The sequence below is a fragment of the Streptomyces sp. LE64 genome (assembly GCF_052606915.1).
The window spans coordinates 1,912,126-1,928,238 of sequence record NZ_CP199708.1 but is presented as its reverse complement, the minus strand read 5'-3'; the positions used below and the strand labels follow the sequence as shown (position 1 = coordinate 1,928,238).

Sequence of the window (16,113 nt, the reverse complement as noted above, 5' to 3'; positions counted from 1 at the left end):
GAACAACTGTGCGCATGGCGACGGACGACGAAGGCGTGCCAGACTGCGCCCATGACTCAGAAGAGGGCGACGCCGTCAATCAAGCGGCGACGGGTGGGCGGCCAACTGCGCCGCTGGCGCGAGTCGGTTGAGGTGTCATCGGCTGACGCGGCTCGTGCCATGGGCTGGAGCCAGGCGCGCTTCTCGCGAGTCGAACGTGGCTACTACCGCATCACGCGGGAAGAGGTGTACGGCCTCTGCGTGAAGCTCGGCATCGATGACCCGGACGGAGTGGAAGAGGTCGCCCGCGCCGCCGAGGAGCCGACCGGGCAGGGGTGGTGGGCGGCGTACTCCAAGCACCTCACGCAGTCCTACGGGGACTTCATCGAACTGGAAGTCGAAGCCCAAGAGATCCAGATGCATCACCCGGTCGTCGTTCCCGGGCTTCTCCAGACGCCGGGCTATGCGCGGGAGATGATCTTCCAGCAGCCGGCTGCGGTATCTCCGGGGAGGGCCGAGGATCTCGTGTCGGTCCGTTTGGCGCGCCAGGCCGTGATGGGCAGGGTGGTCAAGGTGCACGCGCTTGTACCCGAATCGGCGCTGCACGCCCGACTTGCATCCGGGTCCGCGGTCATGAAGGACCAGATTCGTAGGCTCATCGATGTCTCGGAAATGCCGAACGTCGAGCTGCAACTCATTCCGCTCACCGTTCACCCGACCTATGGGGCCAGCTGCGCCATGACCATCCTGTCCTATCGGGATCCCTGGTCAGCGGTGGGCAGTGTGGACACCCCTTTGGGCGGTCACCACACGGATGACGCCGAGCATGTAGGCGTCCTGCAGAGGGACTTCTCCGCCATTTCCTCCGTCGCGTTCCCCGTGGACGAATCGAGGGATCGCCTCAATCACTACCTGGAAGGACTGCACGCATGAGGAACAGGCTTGCCAGCACAGTGAACGTGCTTGAAGGAGTGGTCTGGAGGAAGTCCTCCTACAGCGGAGGCGGCCAATCGCAGTGCGTCGAGATCGCCGACGCGCGTGCCCACGCGGGTATCGCGGTGCGTGACTCGAAGAACCAGGGCGGGCCCGTACTGCTGCTGGCGCCGGAGGCGTTCGCCAGCTTCCTGGGCGGCGCGGTGAGCGGCGGCTTCGCCCGGTCTTAGGTTCGGGCCGTCGTTGGTGTGTGCCGATACCGCCCGCCGCGCACGTCCGGCAGTACACGCCCGCCGCGCACCCTGGTGCGCCGGGCTCACGGGCATCGGAGCCGGCCGCCTGGACTCCTACGATGACGGGAACGCAAGGCTGCGTAGCCCGTGGAGGAGACGAATGACCGAGCGCGTCTCCTACTTGACGATGTACATGACGGGCGGGCCGGTGCGGGTGCCCGCCACGATCGGCGCGATGCGCGAAGCCCTTCCCGATGGACTGCGGGAGCGGTTCATCGCCGAAATCGAGTCGGCGCCGGCCGACCAGCTCCAGTTCACCCTGGTCCGCTGGGTGATGAACATTCCCACCCCACATGACGCGGCCGAAGAGGAACTGCTCGGGCGGGTCCGATCCGGGGACTTCTCCCCGGTGACCTTTGCCGAGGACCATGAGGTCAGGGCGGTCCCTGGACCCGGGTGACGGACACGATCCGTACTGTGGTGGAGACGTAGTACGAGACGATGCAGCCGCCCACCAGGGCTTGTCGGTAGTCCTGTTCCTTGAGGGCTCTCGAACCGACGTCGTAGGGATCTGCCGCGAGCCGTCGGAGGTCCGTGTCGAAGGATCGGCGAACCGGTGCGGGGAGTGCCGCCACGGATGCGCGTGCTACGTCCGAGTACTGCACGCGGTAGGTGCTCGCGCTCACCGACCGGCCTCCGCCGCGTCGTCCACGTCGCTGAAGCCGCTGAAGTCGCCGTCCCTGAGTCGTCGGAGCATCTCCTCCTCCTCGTCGTGGGCCTCCTGGGGCAGGGACCAACGGGCGGCGATGAGGGGGACGTCGGCGATCGGGGCCGCGCCGACCTCCCGGTCGAACGCTTCCCGTTGTTCCTCAGGCAGGGCGGCCCGGATGCCGTCCAGGCTGGCGGGCAGGTCGACCGCCTGCCCACCGATGACCGTCCGCAGCACGGGCCCCTCGCTCATGGCGCACCTCGCAGATCTCCGACGACAACGACACGGAGAAGTCTTCACCAGGCGCCGGGGCGAGGGTCGGAACGACCCCCGGCGCGCGGAAGCGCAGCACCGGTGCGGGACGGCTCCGCGCCCCCTACCGCGGCGGCCCCACCCGGGTGCCCAGCAGCGCGGGGATGAGGTCGGGGGCCACCGGGCGGGAGTAGAGCCAACCCTGGCCGGTGTCGCAGCCGATGCGTTGGAGGCGGGACGCCTGGCCCGCGGTTTCCACGCACTCCGCGGTGACGGTGAGGCCGAGGCGGTGGGCGAGGTGGACCAGGGCCTCGACGATGACCTCGTCGGCGGGGTTGGGGTGGGTGCCGTCCTCGTAGCGGAAGCCGCGGACGAAGGAGCCGTCCAGCTTGAGGGTGGAGACCGGGAGGCGGCTGAGGTAGGCGAGGTTGGAGTAGCCGGTGCCGAAGTCGTCGATGGCGATGCGCACGCCCATGTCGCTGAGGGCCTGGAGGGCCTGGAGCGGGCGGCCGGCCGAGCCCATCACCGCGGACTCGGTCAGCTCCAACTGGAGGAGCCCCGGGGCGAGTCCGGTTTCGGTGAGGGTCTCCCGCACGTCGGCCACCAGGTCTGAGTCCCACACCTGCCGGACCGCCACGTTCACGCTGACGAAGACGGGCGGGGCCTCGGGGTGGTCGAGTTGCCAGCGCCGGGCCTGGCGACACGCGGTGCGCAGCACCCAGCGGCCCAGCGGCACGATGGACCCGTCCTCCTCGGCCAGGGAGATGAACCGATTCGGCGCCAGGGTTCCGAACTGGGGGTGCTCCCAGCGCACCAGGGCCTCGACCCCGTGCAGCGTGCCGTCCCCGAGCCCCACCAGCGGCTGGTAGGCGAGGGTGAACTCCTCGCGCTCCACCGCCGGGCGCAGGGCGGAGACGAGGGCCTGACGGGTCATCCGGTGCGCGTTGCGCTCCGGGTCGAAGAGGGTCCAGCGGGCCTTGCCGTCGGCCTTGGCCCAGTACAGCGTGGTGTCGGCGGCCTGCATCAAACCGGTGGCGGTGGTGCCTTCGGCGCGGCGTTCCACCACACCGATGGAGGCCGAGACCGACAGCCGTTGGCCGGCGATGTCGAAGGGTTCCTGGAGGGCGTGCAGCACGGCCCGGGCGAGGTCGGCGAGTTGCTCGGTGCCGGTGGAGTCCTCCACCAGCAGGGCGAACTCGTCCCCGCCGAGGCGGGCGACGAGCGGGGTGTTGGCACGTGCGAGTCCCGCCCGGTCGGCGCAGCGGGTCAGCCGGTCGGCGACGGCGGTGAGCAGGTGGTCGCCGACCCGGTGCCCGAGGGTGTCGTTGACGGCCTTGAACCCGTCGAGGTCCAGGTAGCACAGGCCGATCCGGCCGGTGCCCCCGTCCTCGTACGCCCCGTTCTCCAGCGCCGAGGCGAGCCGTTCGAAGAACAGGGTGCGGTTGGGGAGCCGGGTCACCGGGTCGTGCATCCGCAGGTGGCGCAGTCGGGACTGGAGTTCGCGGCGGGCGCTGATGTCGGAGACCGACAGCAGGGCGACGGCCGGGCCGGCGGGGGAGGGCAGGGGGGCGAGGGTGACACGGGCCCAGAGGGCGTGTCCGTCGGCGTGTTTGAGTCGCCGGTCGCACCTCAGCCGGGCCCGCCGGCCGCGCAGGACCTCCTGGTAGGAGCGTCGGGTGCGGGCGTCGGCGGCGAGGTCCACCAGTTCGGCGGCCGGCCGGCCGACGGGGCCCCGGGAGCCGTCCGGGGCGGCGGCGCGGGCGAACAGGGCGTGGAAGGCGTCGTTCGCGGTGATGACCGTGCCGTCCGCGCCGATGGCGGCCATCGCCAGCGGGGCGGAACCGAACGCGGCGCGGTAGGGCTCGCCCGAGCCGCCCGCCGGGACGCCGGGGGCGGGGCGCCGCGGACGTTCGACGGGGGGCGGGGGGCGATCGGGGCGACTGTGCGTGACGGTCGGGGGGACAGGGCCTGTCGTGGGCGTGGGACCTTCGGACGTTCCGCTCACCGCTCACTCCCGCAGTGCGTCGTTGCCGTCGTGCGTGGTCGTGCTCCGGGTCATCTCCCAGCCGGTGAGGGGTCGAACGCGCGGACGGGGCCGCAGAGGCCGGAATCACGCGGAAAACAGGCTGATCATAGAGGCTGCTCCGGAGTGCGAGCCACTCGCGCTCCGGTGCGCTCCGGTGTGCGCCGGTTGCTGAATCGTTCCTTCGTAGGGAGCGTGCGGCCCGCGGCGAGCCCCCGCTCCAGGGTGACGCTCGGTGATCGCCCGGATGGCCGGTACGGGCCGTGACCGGTTCCGGCGGGCGGCCCTGCGGCGGCGGCCCCCCTCCGCGCGGCCGTCGATCCCGCCCCGCCGGCCCGCGTCTCACCCGCCCGGGCCCCTTCAGCAGGGCGATCCCGGGCGAACCGGAACAAGGTGGGGTCGGTGCGGTCCCGCTGCCGTCCCCCGCCGTCCCCCGGAGGTCGTCGTGCCCCGTCCGTTCCGTGCCGCCCGCGCCGCCGTGCCGGGCATCCGGCGCGAACGCTGGGCCCGCTCCACCGCCGCGGCCACCTCGCTGGCCGCCCTCGCGGCCACCTCCCTGGTCGCGGGCCCGGCCGTGGCCGAGGCGCGCGCCGGCTCGTGCGCCCTGGAGCGCACCGATGCCCACCACTCGGAGGGGCTGGACACCTGGCACTCCGGCTACCCGCGGCCCGAGCGCGCGCTGGACGCGCTCATGGTCTTCCTCGCCTTCCCGGACTCCGTTCCACTGGTCTCGCCGCAGGAACTCGCCGCCGACCACTTCCCGGCCACCGACCGCTTCTACGAGCAGGCGTCCTACGGGGCGTTCACCCTGCGACCGCATCCGCGCGAGGACTGGATCAGCATGCCGAAGCCGTCCACCGCCTATGCGATAGAACGGGACTGGAAGGCCAAGCACCGCACCGCCTACCTGCGCGACGCGGTCGCGGCGGTCGACCCGCACGTGGACTTCGGCGCCTACGACATCGTGTACTTCGTCGCCGATCCGGACGCCCCCGGCGTGGACTCGGACGCCACCAAGGTCGTCAACTTCGACCGGCCGCTGCGCGCGGACGGCACGGCCCTGCGGCGGATCGTCACCGTCTTCGAGCGCCATCCGCCCGACCGCAACGTCCTCGCCCACGAGACCGGCCACGTCTTCGACCTGCCCGACCTCTACCACCGCCCCGAGGACGAGACGGGCGACTGGGACACCCACGTCGGCGACTGGGACGTCATGGGCAGCCAGTTCGGGATGGCCCCGGACCTGTTCGCCTGGCACAAGTGGAAGCTCGGCTGGCTCGCCGACGACCAGGTGGTGTGCGTGGAGGGCCGCGACGAGTCCCCGCTGACCCTGGAGCCCGTCTCCGTCCGCCCCCCGGAGCCCGGGTCCGCCGCGGGCCCGGCCGTGGCGGGCGCCGCGGTGCTGGTGGGGCCGGTGGCCCGGGCGGTGGCTCCGGACGCGACCGCCGATCCGCCCGGGCCGGGGCGCGGCACCAAGCTCGCGGTGGTCCGCACCGGCCGCACCACCGCGGTGGCGGTGGAGGCCCGGGCCGCGGTCGGCAACGACCGGACCACCTGCACCGAGGGCGTCCTGGTGTACCGGGTGCGCAGCGTCGCGGCCTCGGGCGAGGGCCCGGTGCGGGTGGTCGACGGCCATCCGGAGACGGACGCCTGCTGGGAACGGTCCGTGTACCCGCCACTGGCGGACGCCCCGCTCGGCGCGGGGGAGGGCCTCACGGTCACCGACGAGCGGGTGCCGGTGCGCGTGGAGGTGACGGAGCGCACCCCCACGGGGGAGTGGGTGGTGCGGATCTCGACCCGGTGACGGCGGCCCGTGGTGGGGCATGCAAGAGGCCCCCCGCTGCTGCGGAGGGCCTCTGCCGTCTGTGCGCCGCCAGGGACTCGAACCCCGGACCCGCTGATTAAGAGTCAGCTGCTCTAACCAACTGAGCTAGCGGCGCCTGCTGACGTCGTAGACCTTAGCACCCTGGTCGGGGGCGGGTGAAATCGATGTTCGTCGGGCTGCCCGGGCCGCCCGGACGCAGGCCCAGACCAGTACCTCGGGCCCCGGTAGCCAGGGGCGTCGGGCGGCCGGGGGCACCACCCACCGGGACCCGGCCGGCTCGGGGACGGCCGGGGTGTTCGCATCGGCGGCGCTGGGGCCGGGGGCCGGGGTCGGGCCGGTGGCGAGCGGGGGGACGGTCACCGCGTCGCCGGTGCCGTGGCAGAGCAGCGGCGGCACCGCGCCGAGGCCCGCGCCCCACTCCTCCCAGCGCAGCAGGGTGGGCAGTCGGTGGGCGGTGCCGGGCGCCGCGAACAGCAGGGTGCGACCCCGGTGGGTGGCGACGGGCCCGGAGCCGGGGCCCTCGCCCCAGAGCCGGTCCAGCAGGGCCCGGCCGAACAGCGCCGTGGTGTTCACCACGTCGAAGACGGTGCCGCAGGGCAGGACCAGCGGGACGGCGGGCCGGTCGGCCCAGCGGTCGAGCAGCTCCTGCGGATACGTTCCTGCGGAGGCCAGCCAGGCGGCGCCGGCCGCGGCCGCCTCCCCGGTGTCCGGCAGGGGCGCCGAGCCCTCGCCCGAGGGGGCGGGGCCGGCGGGCGGCCGCACGCGGGAGCCCGGGGCGGCGGGGTCGGCGGAGCAGGAGCGGTCCCCGGGGACGGCGGCGTGAGGGTGGGTGCTCATGGCAGGCATGTTTACCCGCCGTGAGGGGTCGATTTCCGTGAGTTGCCGGAAAGTGAGACGGCAAGGGGCCGTGTGGGGTACCTTGCGCACCCTGCATATGACCAAAGCCCTTGCCCGGCGGGTGGTCCACGCCCGCCGAGGGGTCAGCGCTCGTCGGGCGGGGCGGCGCGCAACAGGTCGCGCCCGTACTCGACCATCTTCACCGCGTACTCCTCGCTCCACTCCGCGCGCTCGGCGATCGCCGCCGGGGTGAGCCGGTCGAAGCGCCGCGGGTCCGCGAGCCGGGCCGCGGCGATGGCCTGGAACTCGACGGCCCGGTCGGTGGCGGCCCGGAAGGCGTGGGTCAGCTCGGTCGCCCGGGTCAGCAGCTTCCGGGGGTCCTCGATGGACTCCAGGTCGAAGAAGTGCTCCGGGTCGCCGGTGGCGGCGGTGGGCTCGAACAGCAGCGGGGCGGGCCGCATCCGTCGCTCGGCGCGGACGGGTTCGGACTCCGACATCTGCTGCCTCCCGGCGTGTACCGACGTGTCCCGGGGCGGGGTGCTTCCGGGCCGCCTCCCATTGTCCCCCGCCCCGCAAGACCGCGACGGGGCAGGCCGGGCGGGGGAGAACGGTTCCCCGGGTCAGGCGGGCGGCGTCCAGGTCACCCGGTGGTGCGAGAGGTGGTCCCAGGTGGCCATCATGGCGTCCCACCCGTCCGGGAACTTCAGCGTGACGCCCAGCGCGACCGGCTCCGTGGACGGATGGTCGTCCAACAACTCGGTCACCCCGCCCCGGCAGACCACGATGCAGGCGTGCCGGTGCCGGGACGCCAGCACGCACAGCCGGCCCGTCTCCAGGTGGAACGCGGTCGCGTCGGGCCGCCCCGACAGCGGGTGCAGCACCACGGTGACGTCGTACTCACGGCCCTGCAAGCGGTTGGCGGTGTCCACGGTCACCCCGGCCACCCCCAGGTCGACGAGGGCCGCGCGCACCGCCGCCGCCTGGTCGCGGTGCGCGGTGCCCACCGCGATCCGGCCGGCGGTGAGCGGCACCGGGTCGGGCCCCCGCTCCGAGACCGTCGCCCCGCCCCGGTCCAGCAACCGGCGCACCACCAGGGCCACCGCGCGCACCGCCTCCGGGTCGGTGCGCGGGGTGTGCCGGGGCGGCAGTTCCAGCAGGCCCCAGCCGGAGGCGGCGGCCTCGTCGATCACCCGGTCCGGGCCCGAACCGTCCGAGGCCGACGCGAAGGCCAGCGTCCGGTCCCCGGCCCGGGTCCCGCTGCGGAACGGGGTGTACGGGTAGAACGCCGACGACACCAGCGGCGCCGCCGATGCGGGCAGCCGCCAGGAGACCGGGAGCCGGTGCTGCGGCAGCTCCGGGTTGTGCGCCAGCAGGGTGGACACCGCACTCGCCGACGGGTCGTAGGAGAGCCCCGCCCACTGCTCCGCCCCGACGATCGAGAACGGGTCGAGCTGCCCCGGGTCGCCCACGAACAGCGCCCGCTCGAAGAGGTTCGCCACCGCGAGCAAGCCGTCCGAACGCATCTGGTACGCCTCGTCGACGATCGCGTGCCCCCACGGCTCCACGCCCTTCACATGGGCCCACTTGGCGGCCGTGGAGATCACCACGTCGAAACCGGCGAGGTCGGCCGCCCGGGTGGCGGTCCGCACCTGCGGCAACGCGTCCAACGCCTTGTCGTAGGCATCCGGGTCGCTGCTGTGCAGCCGCCCCACCGGCAGGTCCGGCGCCTTCTCGGCGAGCCGCAGCACCAGGTCGTCCACCTGGGCGTTGGTCTGCGCGACCACCATCAGCGGACGACCGGCGGCGGCGAGTTCCAGCGCGGCGCGCACCACCAGCGTCGACTTCCCGGCGCCGGGCGGGGAGTCCACCACCACGCCCCGGTGCGCGCCGCGCAGGGTGTCGGCCAGGATCGCCTCGGTGGCGCGGTGCGCGGCGGCGCCCGGGTCGTCCACCGCCTCCGGGGCGGCCGGATGGCGGATGCCGCTGGTCAGGCTCACAGGATGTCCTCTCCGGTCACCGGGTCGGGCCGTTCGGGGCCGGCCTCCCCGGGCGGGCCGCCGTGGGTCCAGGGGGTGTCCTCCGGCTCGGGCAGCTTGGGCCCGCCGCGCTGGTCGTGCTCGAAGAGCGTCCAGCAGGACCGGTCGCCCTTCTCCGGGACGGAACCGGGCTCCGGCTCCTTGCCCCGGCCCATCCGGTCGACGATCCGCAGCACCAGGGTGACGGTGCCGTCCGCCGTCTCCGCCGCGGGCTCGCCGTCCTCCTCGACGTACCCCACGAACCGGGCCGTCTGCGGCTTGCCGGCCAGCGAACGGTACGCCTTGGTGCCCTCGGCGAGGTGCGGCCGGTCCGCGGTGCGCACGGTGACCAGCGGGCGGGGCGTCGGGCGCTTGCCCTCGCCGTAGGCCATCTCCACGTCGACCACCTCGCCCGCGAACGCCTCCCCGGCGAGCCGGCGGGCCGCCATCACCAGCGGGTCGTCCAGCGCCTCCTGGGCGTCCAGCCGGGCCTGTTCCCGTTCCCGGGCGGCCAGCTTGTTCGCGGCGGTCACCGCGTCGTCGCGGCGCGGCTGCGGGGGCTCGCCGGCCAGCACCCGGTCCCGGTGGCCGGTGAACGACCAGCGGTCCCGGGTCCAGCGCTCCTGCACCCGGGCGCCCGCCGGCAAGGTGCACAGCAGGTCCAGGCCCCGCCACACCGCGTCCCAGGTGGGCCGGGTGCGGCTGACCACCAGGGCCCGCAAGGCGTGCTCCGCCTCGGTGAGCGCGCCGAGCCGGGCGTCCGCCTCGGTGCCGTCCTCGGCCGCCGCGAGCGCGGTGCGGGCCCGGTCGTAGCGTTCGATCGCGGGGGCCAGCAGCTTGTTGTCGAACGCGGGGTCGGTCGCCGGACCGGCCGGCGGGTGCAGCAACTGGCCCTCCGCGTCCCGGGCCAGCTCGGCGCGGAGCGCCGCCGCCGCGCCGGAGGTGCCCTCGGGCGCCTCCAGCCACGCCAGCAACGCCCCCAGGTGCTGGTCCTCCACCGCGGACTGGCCGGTCGCCCAGTGCCGGGCGAGCAGGTCCGTCATGGCCAACAGCAGCGAGGAGCCCGGCACCCGCGCCCGCTCCCCGAAGTGCGTCAGCCAGCGCCCCAGCAGCGGCACCCGCGGCGGCGCCGGGTACGGGGCGTCCGGGTCCTGCTCCAGAGTGCGGCGGAACCGCATCGACCGGCCGAGCAGCCGCACGAAGTCCACGCCGCCGCGGCCGGGCACGATGATCTGCGGGGCGTCCGCGCACAACTCGACCTCGACCTTGACCCGCTTGCCGGTCTCCGGGTCGGTCTCGGCGCGCTCGGCGACCTCCACCGAGCCGGCGAAGTCCTCGACGTACGGCAGCACCGCGTCGGCGAGGGCGGCCAGGAACGCGGAACGCAGCTCCCGGTCCCGGGGCTGCGGCACGAACAGCACCCGCGGCGCGGTGCGCTCCGTCCCCACCAGCGCGGCGAGCGGCGCCCCCGCCTCACCGGCGGTGGTCAACGGGACGAGCACCAGCGGCCGGTGCGACAGATGACGGTGGCGGACCGTCGACAGCGGTTGGGCGCGCCCGCTGCGGACCGCCTCCAACCGGGCGAGCTGGCCGATCAGCGACATCCGGGGCCCCCTCGGGCCGCACCCGGGCCGGGGACCGGACGCGGGGCGCTCAGCACGCGGCGGCCCCCGCCCCGGCCAGGGCCTCGGTGCGCAGCGCCGCCGCCCGCCGCAGCGCGGCGACGGTCGGATCGGCCGGGTCCCCGCGCCGGCCCTCGGCGGCGGCGAGCACCTCCGCGACGGTTCTCAGCCCGCCCAACTCGCCGCGGAGCGAGCGGCCGAGCGCGGTCACCGCGTCCGCCGCCCGGGCCCGGGAGCGGCAGTGGAAGGCCAGCTCGCACGCGGAGAGGCACTCGGGCGCGTAGGCCGCGGGCACCGCTGCCACGGCCGCGTCGAGCGCCCCGCCCGGTTGCTCCACGTCGAAGGTGGCCCCGGCGGGCAGGTGCCGGGCGAGCTCCTCGACCCGGGTGAGCCGGGCCAGCTGGCGCCGCGTCACCGAGCGCTGCTTGCGCACGTCGACGGCGGCCGCCGTCGGCAGGTTGGAGAAGTCCTTCGGACACACCAGCAGGACGTGGTGGCCGACCTCGGGCGCCGGCGCGAGCTGCTCGGCGACCCGTTCCAGGGCCAGCACGTAGACGGCGGCCTGTCGGGCCGCGGCCCCCACCTTCGCCGGCTCCGCCGCCCCGTCGACCATGGGGAAGGACTTGATCTCGACGACGGACCAGCGCCCGTCGGGGTGGACGACGACCGCGTCGGGCTCCAGAAACGCGGGGGTGCCCGCCACGTCCAGCACCAGCATCGGATGGTCGAGCAGCGTCCAGGACCCGCGGGCCCGGGCCGCCTCGCGCAGCGCCAGGGCGGTGCGCGCCACCCGGGCGTCGGTCCCGCCGTCCGAGGGGAGCGGCGGCACCCGCACCGCGTCGGCGACGGGAGCGGGGGCGGTCGGGTCCAGTTCCGCGTGCGCGAGGCGCAGCAGGGCTCCGCCGCCGTCGCCCTTCACCCGGGCCTCGAAGGCGTGTCCCCGCACGATGGCGAACTGCGACTGGCCGGCCACCGCGGGCGCCCCGAGCCGGGCGGCGACCTTCGCCTTGTCGACGCCCGCCCCGTCCAGCAGGGCCCGCCGGCCGCACCCCGGGTTCACCGCGAGGGCGGCCAGGGAACGGGCGTCCATGGCCCGGGCCGGTGCCGGGCCGCGCAGCTCAGCGAGCCGGTGCCGGAGCGCCGTCCCGGCTGTCGGAGGGGCGGGAACCCGGTCCGGCCGGCTCGGCGGACTGCTGGCGCTGTCGGGGAAATCGCTCACCCGCCGCAGTCTGGCACTCGCCACCGACAATCGGGGAACTTCCGGCCGAACGACCGCCCGCGGACGCCATCGCCACGGTGGGCGCCAGCGCGGCGGTCCGGGTCGTGAAACGGGCCGTCGTCCGGTCGACGAGCCGCAGCGCGGGCCGGGTGAGCAGCAGTCCGAGGCCCATCACCGCGGCGCCGGCGACCGCGTCGAAGAAGTAGTGGTTGGCGGTGCCCATCACCACGACCGTCGTCACCAGCGGGTACGCCACCGCGGCGGTCCGCATCAGCGGACCCCGCCCGTACTTCCACAGGATGACCCCGCACCACAGCGCCCACCCCACGTGCAGGGACGGCATCGCCGCGTACTGGTTGGTCATGCCGCCCATGCCGCGCGGGGCGCTGGCCTCCGCGCCCCACCAGCCGTAGGAGCTGTACTGCGCCATGGTGTCGACGAAGCCGTGGCCCACGGAGAGCAGCCGCGGGGGGCAGGTGGGCACCAGGGTGAAGGCGATCAGGCCGAGGAAGGTGGAGATCAGCAGCCAGCTGCGGGCCGCCCGGTACTCCACCCGGCGGGAGCGGAACAGCCACACCAGGAGCACCGGCGTCACCGCGTAGTGCAGCGACGCGTACCAGAAGTCGGCCGGCACCCCGATCCAGGCGTGCTCCGTGAAGAGCCGGTTCAGCGGGTGCTCGGCGTTGAGGGAGAGTGCCTTCTCGGCCCGGAGTATCGCCAGTCCGTGGTCGACGGCGGTGGTCACGTCACCGCGGGCGAGCAGCCGACCCGCCGTGTAGGCGAGGTAGACGAGCAGGACGAGCACCAGCTCGGTCCACCAGCGGCGCGGGGGCGCGGCCCCGGGTGCCGGTCCGGTCGCCGTCCGGATGTCGGACGGTCCGCGCTTCGGCATCCAAGGTCTCCTCACTCCTGCGTGCTGCCCTGACGGCCCGCCCACCCTACGGTGTGCGGGCGCGGGACGCGGGTGGACGCCCCCGGTCGGCGAGGACGCCCGGACCGGTCGACCGGTTGCCCGCCGGACGGCCTCCCGCCGTCCCGCCCGCCGTCCGGCGGAGCCCGCACGGCGTTCTCCCGGGCGGCGGAACGCGGGCCGACCGGGGGTGGTTCAGGCGGGCCGGGGCAGCGCGGCGTACCGGTCCAGGAACGCGCCCACCCCCGCCGAACGGCGGTGGGGCAGCAGGACCCGGGCGGTGGCCGCCACCATCGACTGGACGCGCGAGGACTGCACCTCGTCCAGCAGGCCGAGCACCCGCTCCCCGGCCGCCGCCGCCTCGTCGGGGCGGCCCGCCCGGGCCAGGTCGTCGGCCAGTTCCGCGGTGTACAGCGCGGTGTTGCGCACGAAGTGGGGCTCCTGGAGGCGGACCGCGCGCTCCGCGTGGTCGGCCGCCCGCGACCACTCGCCCAGCGCCGACCAGCACTGCGCCTCCAGCCCGGCGAACTCGGCGGCACCGTAGAAGGACATCCACTCGGGCGCCGCCCCGCGCTCGGCGTCCCCGTGCGTCCGGCCGCGCTCGAACAGCACCCGGGCCCGGGCCAGCGCCCGGGAGCAGCGGGCCCGGTCGCCGAGGCCGGCCCAGCCGCCCGCCTCCCGCAGCGCCAGCAGGGACAGCAGCAGCGCCGAGCCGAGGCCCCGGGCGGCCCGCTGCCCGGCCTGGGCGGTCCGCACCGCCTCCCGGGGATGGCCGGTGTCCCGGGCCAGGAAGGACGTGTTGCAGAAGGCGTGGGCCTCCACGCCCGCGTCCCCGCACATCCGGGCGGTCGCCAGCGCCTCGGCGTAGTGCGAGCGGGCGTCCGCGAAGCGGCCGGAGTCGTGGGCGAGCCAGCCCACCGAGATGGCGAGTTCGCCGGCGCCCGCGTGCAGCCGGTCGGCGGTCGACTGCCGGGCGGTGGCCGCGTCGAGGAGTTCGAACGCGGTCCGCAGCGGGGCGGCGGCCCGCCGGTACAGGCCGTCCGCGCCGTGCCGGTCGTCCAGCACCCGGATGCGCCGCACGGCCTCCTCCACGGCCGCGGCCTCGGCGGCCCCGGCCCGCCCGCCGGGCTTCGGGCCGTCGGGGGCGTCCAACGGGCCGAGGCCCACGGGCGGGGGCCCGCCCGCCGAGGCCGCGGCCGTGCACACGTGTCGCCGCGCCCGGTGCGCCTCGGGGCGGGGGCCCGGCGCGCGGGCGTCGGGCGCGGGGGAGGGGGAGGGGCCCGGGACGCGGGGCCGCTCGGGGCCGGTGGGGCGCGCCGCCCGGCCCCGCACGGCCGACCGCGGGGCGAAACCGAGGTCGCTGAGGCTGCGTCCGGGGAACATGTGCAGGAACACCCGCTCGTAGGCGTAGTTGGGGCAGCGGATCTCCCCGGCCTCCACCCGCCCGATGTAGCGGGCGTCGCAGCTGACCCGCTCCCCGATCTCCCGGGCCGCCCGGCGCACCGCCGCCGCGAACTCGCCGGGCGAGCGCGCCCCGCGCAGTGCCCGGAAGGCCGTGTTGGTCCGGGGCGCGGTCGCGGCCGGCGTCGGCGGGGGGAGCGCGGGCGTCCGCGTCGACCGCGCCGGTGCTGTGTCGGGGTGCTCGGGTGACGACGCCATGGCCGGACCTCTCGTGCGCGCGTGCCGGACCCCACCGGCCCCGGCCGTCTCCGGCCGACCGTGTGCCGCGTCGCCCCGCACCGGGTGCCGAGGCCCGCACGGGCTCGGGGGAGCACGAACGTACCGGCTGTGAACGGGTCGCCACACAGCGTTTGCGTACAAAACGGATATCCCATCCGTGATCTGCCATGAACTGCCATCCTTTGCGGCGGCGTGGCGCCGTAGCCGTTGACGCCGTTCCTCCGTTGAACCCGGCGGACGGGGAGCCATCCGTCAGCGATCCGCTCGACCGAGGAGGGTCCGTGTTGGAGGCCGGGACGAAACCCAGCGCACCTGCCGTGCCGGAGGCGCCGCCGGGCGCCGTGCCCGAAGGGGGCCCGGCGCCCGCGACGAACACCACGAACGCCATGAGCTCGATGGACGTGACCAGTGCGACGAGTGTGATGAGTGCGACGAACGAGTCGGGCCGTGTCGGTGCCGACACCAGCGGGAACGTTCTGCCACTGCCCGGGGCGGCGGTCGGATGCGACCTGGTCACCGTGCCCGCCCGACAGGGGCTGGAGGCCGTGGACATCCTGCGCCGCGACGCCGACGCCTCGGTGGGCCCGGTGCTGCACGACAACCGGTGCCGCACCCTGGGCTTCCTGGTGCCGCCGGGTACCGCGGAGGGCTGGGACCTGCCCGGCAGCTCCTGCACCCGCACCCTCGGCCGCGGCATCCCCACGGACGGGCTCGCCGACGACCGGCCGGCGGGCCCCGCCGCGCCCGCCCCACCACCCCCCGACCCCGGGCCGACCGCCCCCGCGGACCTGGTCGACGAGCCCCCGGGCACCGGCTGGCTGCTCCCGCCCGGCACCACCGGACAGGTCACCGATCCGGCGGTGCTCCGCGAGGCGCTGGGCCGGGCCGCCCGGATGATCGAGGCCGCCGACAACCGCTGCTGACCGCCCCGCGCCGCCCCGCACCCGCGGGGCGGTCCCGGCGACGGCGCCCGACGATAATGGGCGCATGGCACGCGAACGGACGAGGGACCGGGGCCGGCGGGAGCGACGCGCACCCCGGCGGGCCGAGGTCGACGGCGGCGCGGCCGTCCTGGAACCCGACCCGGACCACCCGGGGGCCTGGTCCCTCCTGGTCGACGGCGTCCCCCAGTCGCACGTCGACCTCGACGACCCCGCGCACCTCGCCTTCGAGTACCAGCGCCGCCTCGGCCACGTCGTGGACCTGGTGGCCCCGCCCGGCCGCCCACTGAAGGTGCTGCACCTCGGCGGGGGCGCCTTCACCCTCGCCCGCTACGTCGCCGCCACCCGGCCCCGTTCCACCCAGCAGGTCGTCGAACGGGACGCCGCCCTGGTCGCGTTCGTCCGCGCCGAACTCCCCCTGGACCCCGCGGCACGGGCACGGGTCCGGGTCCGGACCGCGGACGCCCGGGAAGCTCTCGGCAGATTCGCCGACGGCTGGGCCGACCTGGTCATCTCGGACGCGTTCGCCGACGCCCGAACCCCCGCCCACCTCTCCAGCGTCGAGTTCCTGACCGAGGTGCGACGGGTCCTGGCGCCCGGCGGCCACTACGTCGCCAACCTCACCGACGGCGGCCCGCTCACCTATCTGCGCAGCCAACTCGCCACGGCAGCAACGTTGTTCCCCGAACGCGCACTGATCGCCCCGGCCCCGACGCTGCGCGGTCGCCGGTTCGGCAACGCGATCCTCCTCGCGGCGGGCGTCCCGCTGCCGGTGGCCGCCCTCGGCCGGCGCGTCGCCACCGACCCCCATCCGGCCCGGGTCGAACACGGCCGGGCACTGGTCGACTTCACCGCCGGCGCGCGCCCCGTCCACGACACCACGGCCACCGCGTCCCCGGCGCCGCCGCCCGGCACCTTCGACTGAACGTCAGGAG

Annotated in this window: 16 protein-coding genes and 1 tRNA gene; 6 read left to right on the top strand and 11 right to left on the bottom strand. The window is 75.2% G+C overall.

Annotated elements, in window-relative coordinates; translation table 11 throughout:
- Positions 1–51: 51 nt before the first annotated feature.
- The 3 genes from ACSMX9_RS08535 (at position 52) to ACSMX9_RS08525 (ending at position 1,605) form a co-directional block, all read left to right on the top strand.
- A complete protein-coding gene (locus ACSMX9_RS08535; protein WP_445401299.1) occupies positions 52–912 on the top strand; it encodes a helix-turn-helix domain-containing protein in 861 nt (286 codons plus the stop codon).
- Positions 913–938: 26 nt separating this feature from the next.
- A complete protein-coding gene (locus ACSMX9_RS08530) occupies positions 939–1,142 on the top strand; it encodes a DUF397 domain-containing protein (RefSeq protein ID WP_445401297.1) in 204 nt (67 codons plus the stop codon).
- A 163-nt stretch (positions 1,143–1,305) separates the two neighbouring features.
- Positions 1,306–1,605, top strand: coding sequence for a hypothetical protein (locus ACSMX9_RS08525; RefSeq protein ID WP_445401295.1), 300 nt, complete (start codon positions 1,306–1,308; stop codon positions 1,603–1,605).
- Here ACSMX9_RS08525 and ACSMX9_RS08520 read toward each other — a convergent pair.
- The 3 genes from ACSMX9_RS08520 to ACSMX9_RS08510 form a co-directional block, all read right to left on the bottom strand.
- Entirely contained in the window at positions 1,580–1,831 is a 252-nt protein-coding gene (locus ACSMX9_RS08520; RefSeq protein WP_445401293.1) for a type II toxin-antitoxin system RelE family toxin, read from the bottom strand. The genes ACSMX9_RS08525 and ACSMX9_RS08520 overlap by 26 nt on opposite strands.
- On the bottom strand, positions 1,828–2,106 hold the full coding sequence (locus tag ACSMX9_RS08515; RefSeq protein ID WP_445401291.1) for a hypothetical protein: 279 nt from the start codon (positions 2,104–2,106) through the stop codon (positions 1,828–1,830). Before ACSMX9_RS08515 ends, ACSMX9_RS08520 begins: the two co-directional genes overlap by 4 nt.
- A gap of 124 nt (positions 2,107–2,230) precedes the next feature.
- Positions 2,231–4,111 carry a putative bifunctional diguanylate cyclase/phosphodiesterase gene (locus ACSMX9_RS08510; RefSeq protein ID WP_445401289.1) on the bottom strand — a complete coding sequence of 627 codons (1,881 nt, stop codon included), beginning with the start codon at positions 4,109–4,111 and terminating at the stop codon, positions 2,231–2,233.
- A 463-nt stretch (positions 4,112–4,574) separates the two neighbouring features.
- On the opposite strand from ACSMX9_RS08510, the gene ACSMX9_RS08505 reads away from it, so the two are divergent.
- On the top strand, positions 4,575–5,933 hold the full coding sequence (locus ACSMX9_RS08505; RefSeq protein WP_445401287.1) for a M6 family metalloprotease domain-containing protein: 1,359 nt from the start codon (positions 4,575–4,577) through the stop codon (positions 5,931–5,933).
- Between the two features lie 62 nt (positions 5,934–5,995).
- Here the strand turns inward: ACSMX9_RS08505 and ACSMX9_RS08500 are convergent.
- The 8 genes from ACSMX9_RS08500 to ACSMX9_RS08465 all read right to left on the bottom strand — a co-directional run bounded on the left by ACSMX9_RS08500 (position 5,996) and on the right by ACSMX9_RS08465 (position 14,216).
- A tRNA-Lys gene (locus tag ACSMX9_RS08500) sits at positions 5,996–6,069 on the bottom strand.
- On the bottom strand, positions 6,060–6,791 hold the full coding sequence (locus ACSMX9_RS08495; protein ID WP_445401285.1) for a hypothetical protein: 732 nt from the start codon (positions 6,789–6,791) through the stop codon (positions 6,060–6,062). Before ACSMX9_RS08495 ends, ACSMX9_RS08500 begins: the two co-directional genes overlap by 10 nt.
- A 143-nt stretch (positions 6,792–6,934) precedes the next feature.
- Entirely contained in the window at positions 6,935–7,288 is a 354-nt protein-coding gene (locus ACSMX9_RS08490) for a hypothetical protein (RefSeq protein ID WP_445401284.1), read from the bottom strand.
- Positions 7,289–7,411: 123 nt separating this feature from the next.
- A complete protein-coding gene (locus ACSMX9_RS08485) occupies positions 7,412–8,788 on the bottom strand; it encodes an AAA family ATPase (RefSeq protein ID WP_445401283.1) in 1,377 nt (458 codons plus the stop codon).
- A complete protein-coding gene (locus ACSMX9_RS08480; protein WP_445401281.1) occupies positions 8,785–10,410 on the bottom strand; it encodes a hypothetical protein in 1,626 nt (541 codons plus the stop codon). Before ACSMX9_RS08480 ends, ACSMX9_RS08485 begins: the two co-directional genes overlap by 4 nt.
- Before the next feature lie 49 nt (positions 10,411–10,459).
- Positions 10,460–11,647, bottom strand: coding sequence for a hypothetical protein (locus ACSMX9_RS08475; protein ID WP_445401279.1), 1,188 nt, complete (start codon positions 11,645–11,647; stop codon positions 10,460–10,462).
- On the bottom strand, positions 11,547–12,539 hold the full coding sequence (locus ACSMX9_RS08470) for a phosphatase PAP2 family protein (RefSeq protein ID WP_445401277.1): 993 nt from the start codon (positions 12,537–12,539) through the stop codon (positions 11,547–11,549). Before ACSMX9_RS08470 ends, ACSMX9_RS08475 begins: the two co-directional genes overlap by 101 nt.
- A 213-nt stretch (positions 12,540–12,752) precedes the next feature.
- A complete protein-coding gene (locus ACSMX9_RS08465) occupies positions 12,753–14,216 on the bottom strand; it encodes a hypothetical protein (RefSeq protein WP_445401275.1) in 1,464 nt (487 codons plus the stop codon).
- Positions 14,217–14,659: 443 nt separating this feature from the next.
- Between ACSMX9_RS08465 and ACSMX9_RS08460 the strand changes: the two genes are divergently transcribed.
- A complete protein-coding gene (locus ACSMX9_RS08460; RefSeq protein WP_445401273.1) occupies positions 14,660–15,160 on the top strand; it encodes a hypothetical protein in 501 nt (166 codons plus the stop codon).
- Between the two features lie 64 nt (positions 15,161–15,224).
- Positions 15,225–16,103, top strand: coding sequence for a spermidine synthase (locus ACSMX9_RS08455; protein WP_445401271.1), 879 nt, complete (start codon positions 15,225–15,227; stop codon positions 16,101–16,103).
- Positions 16,104–16,113: the final 10 nt, after the last annotated feature.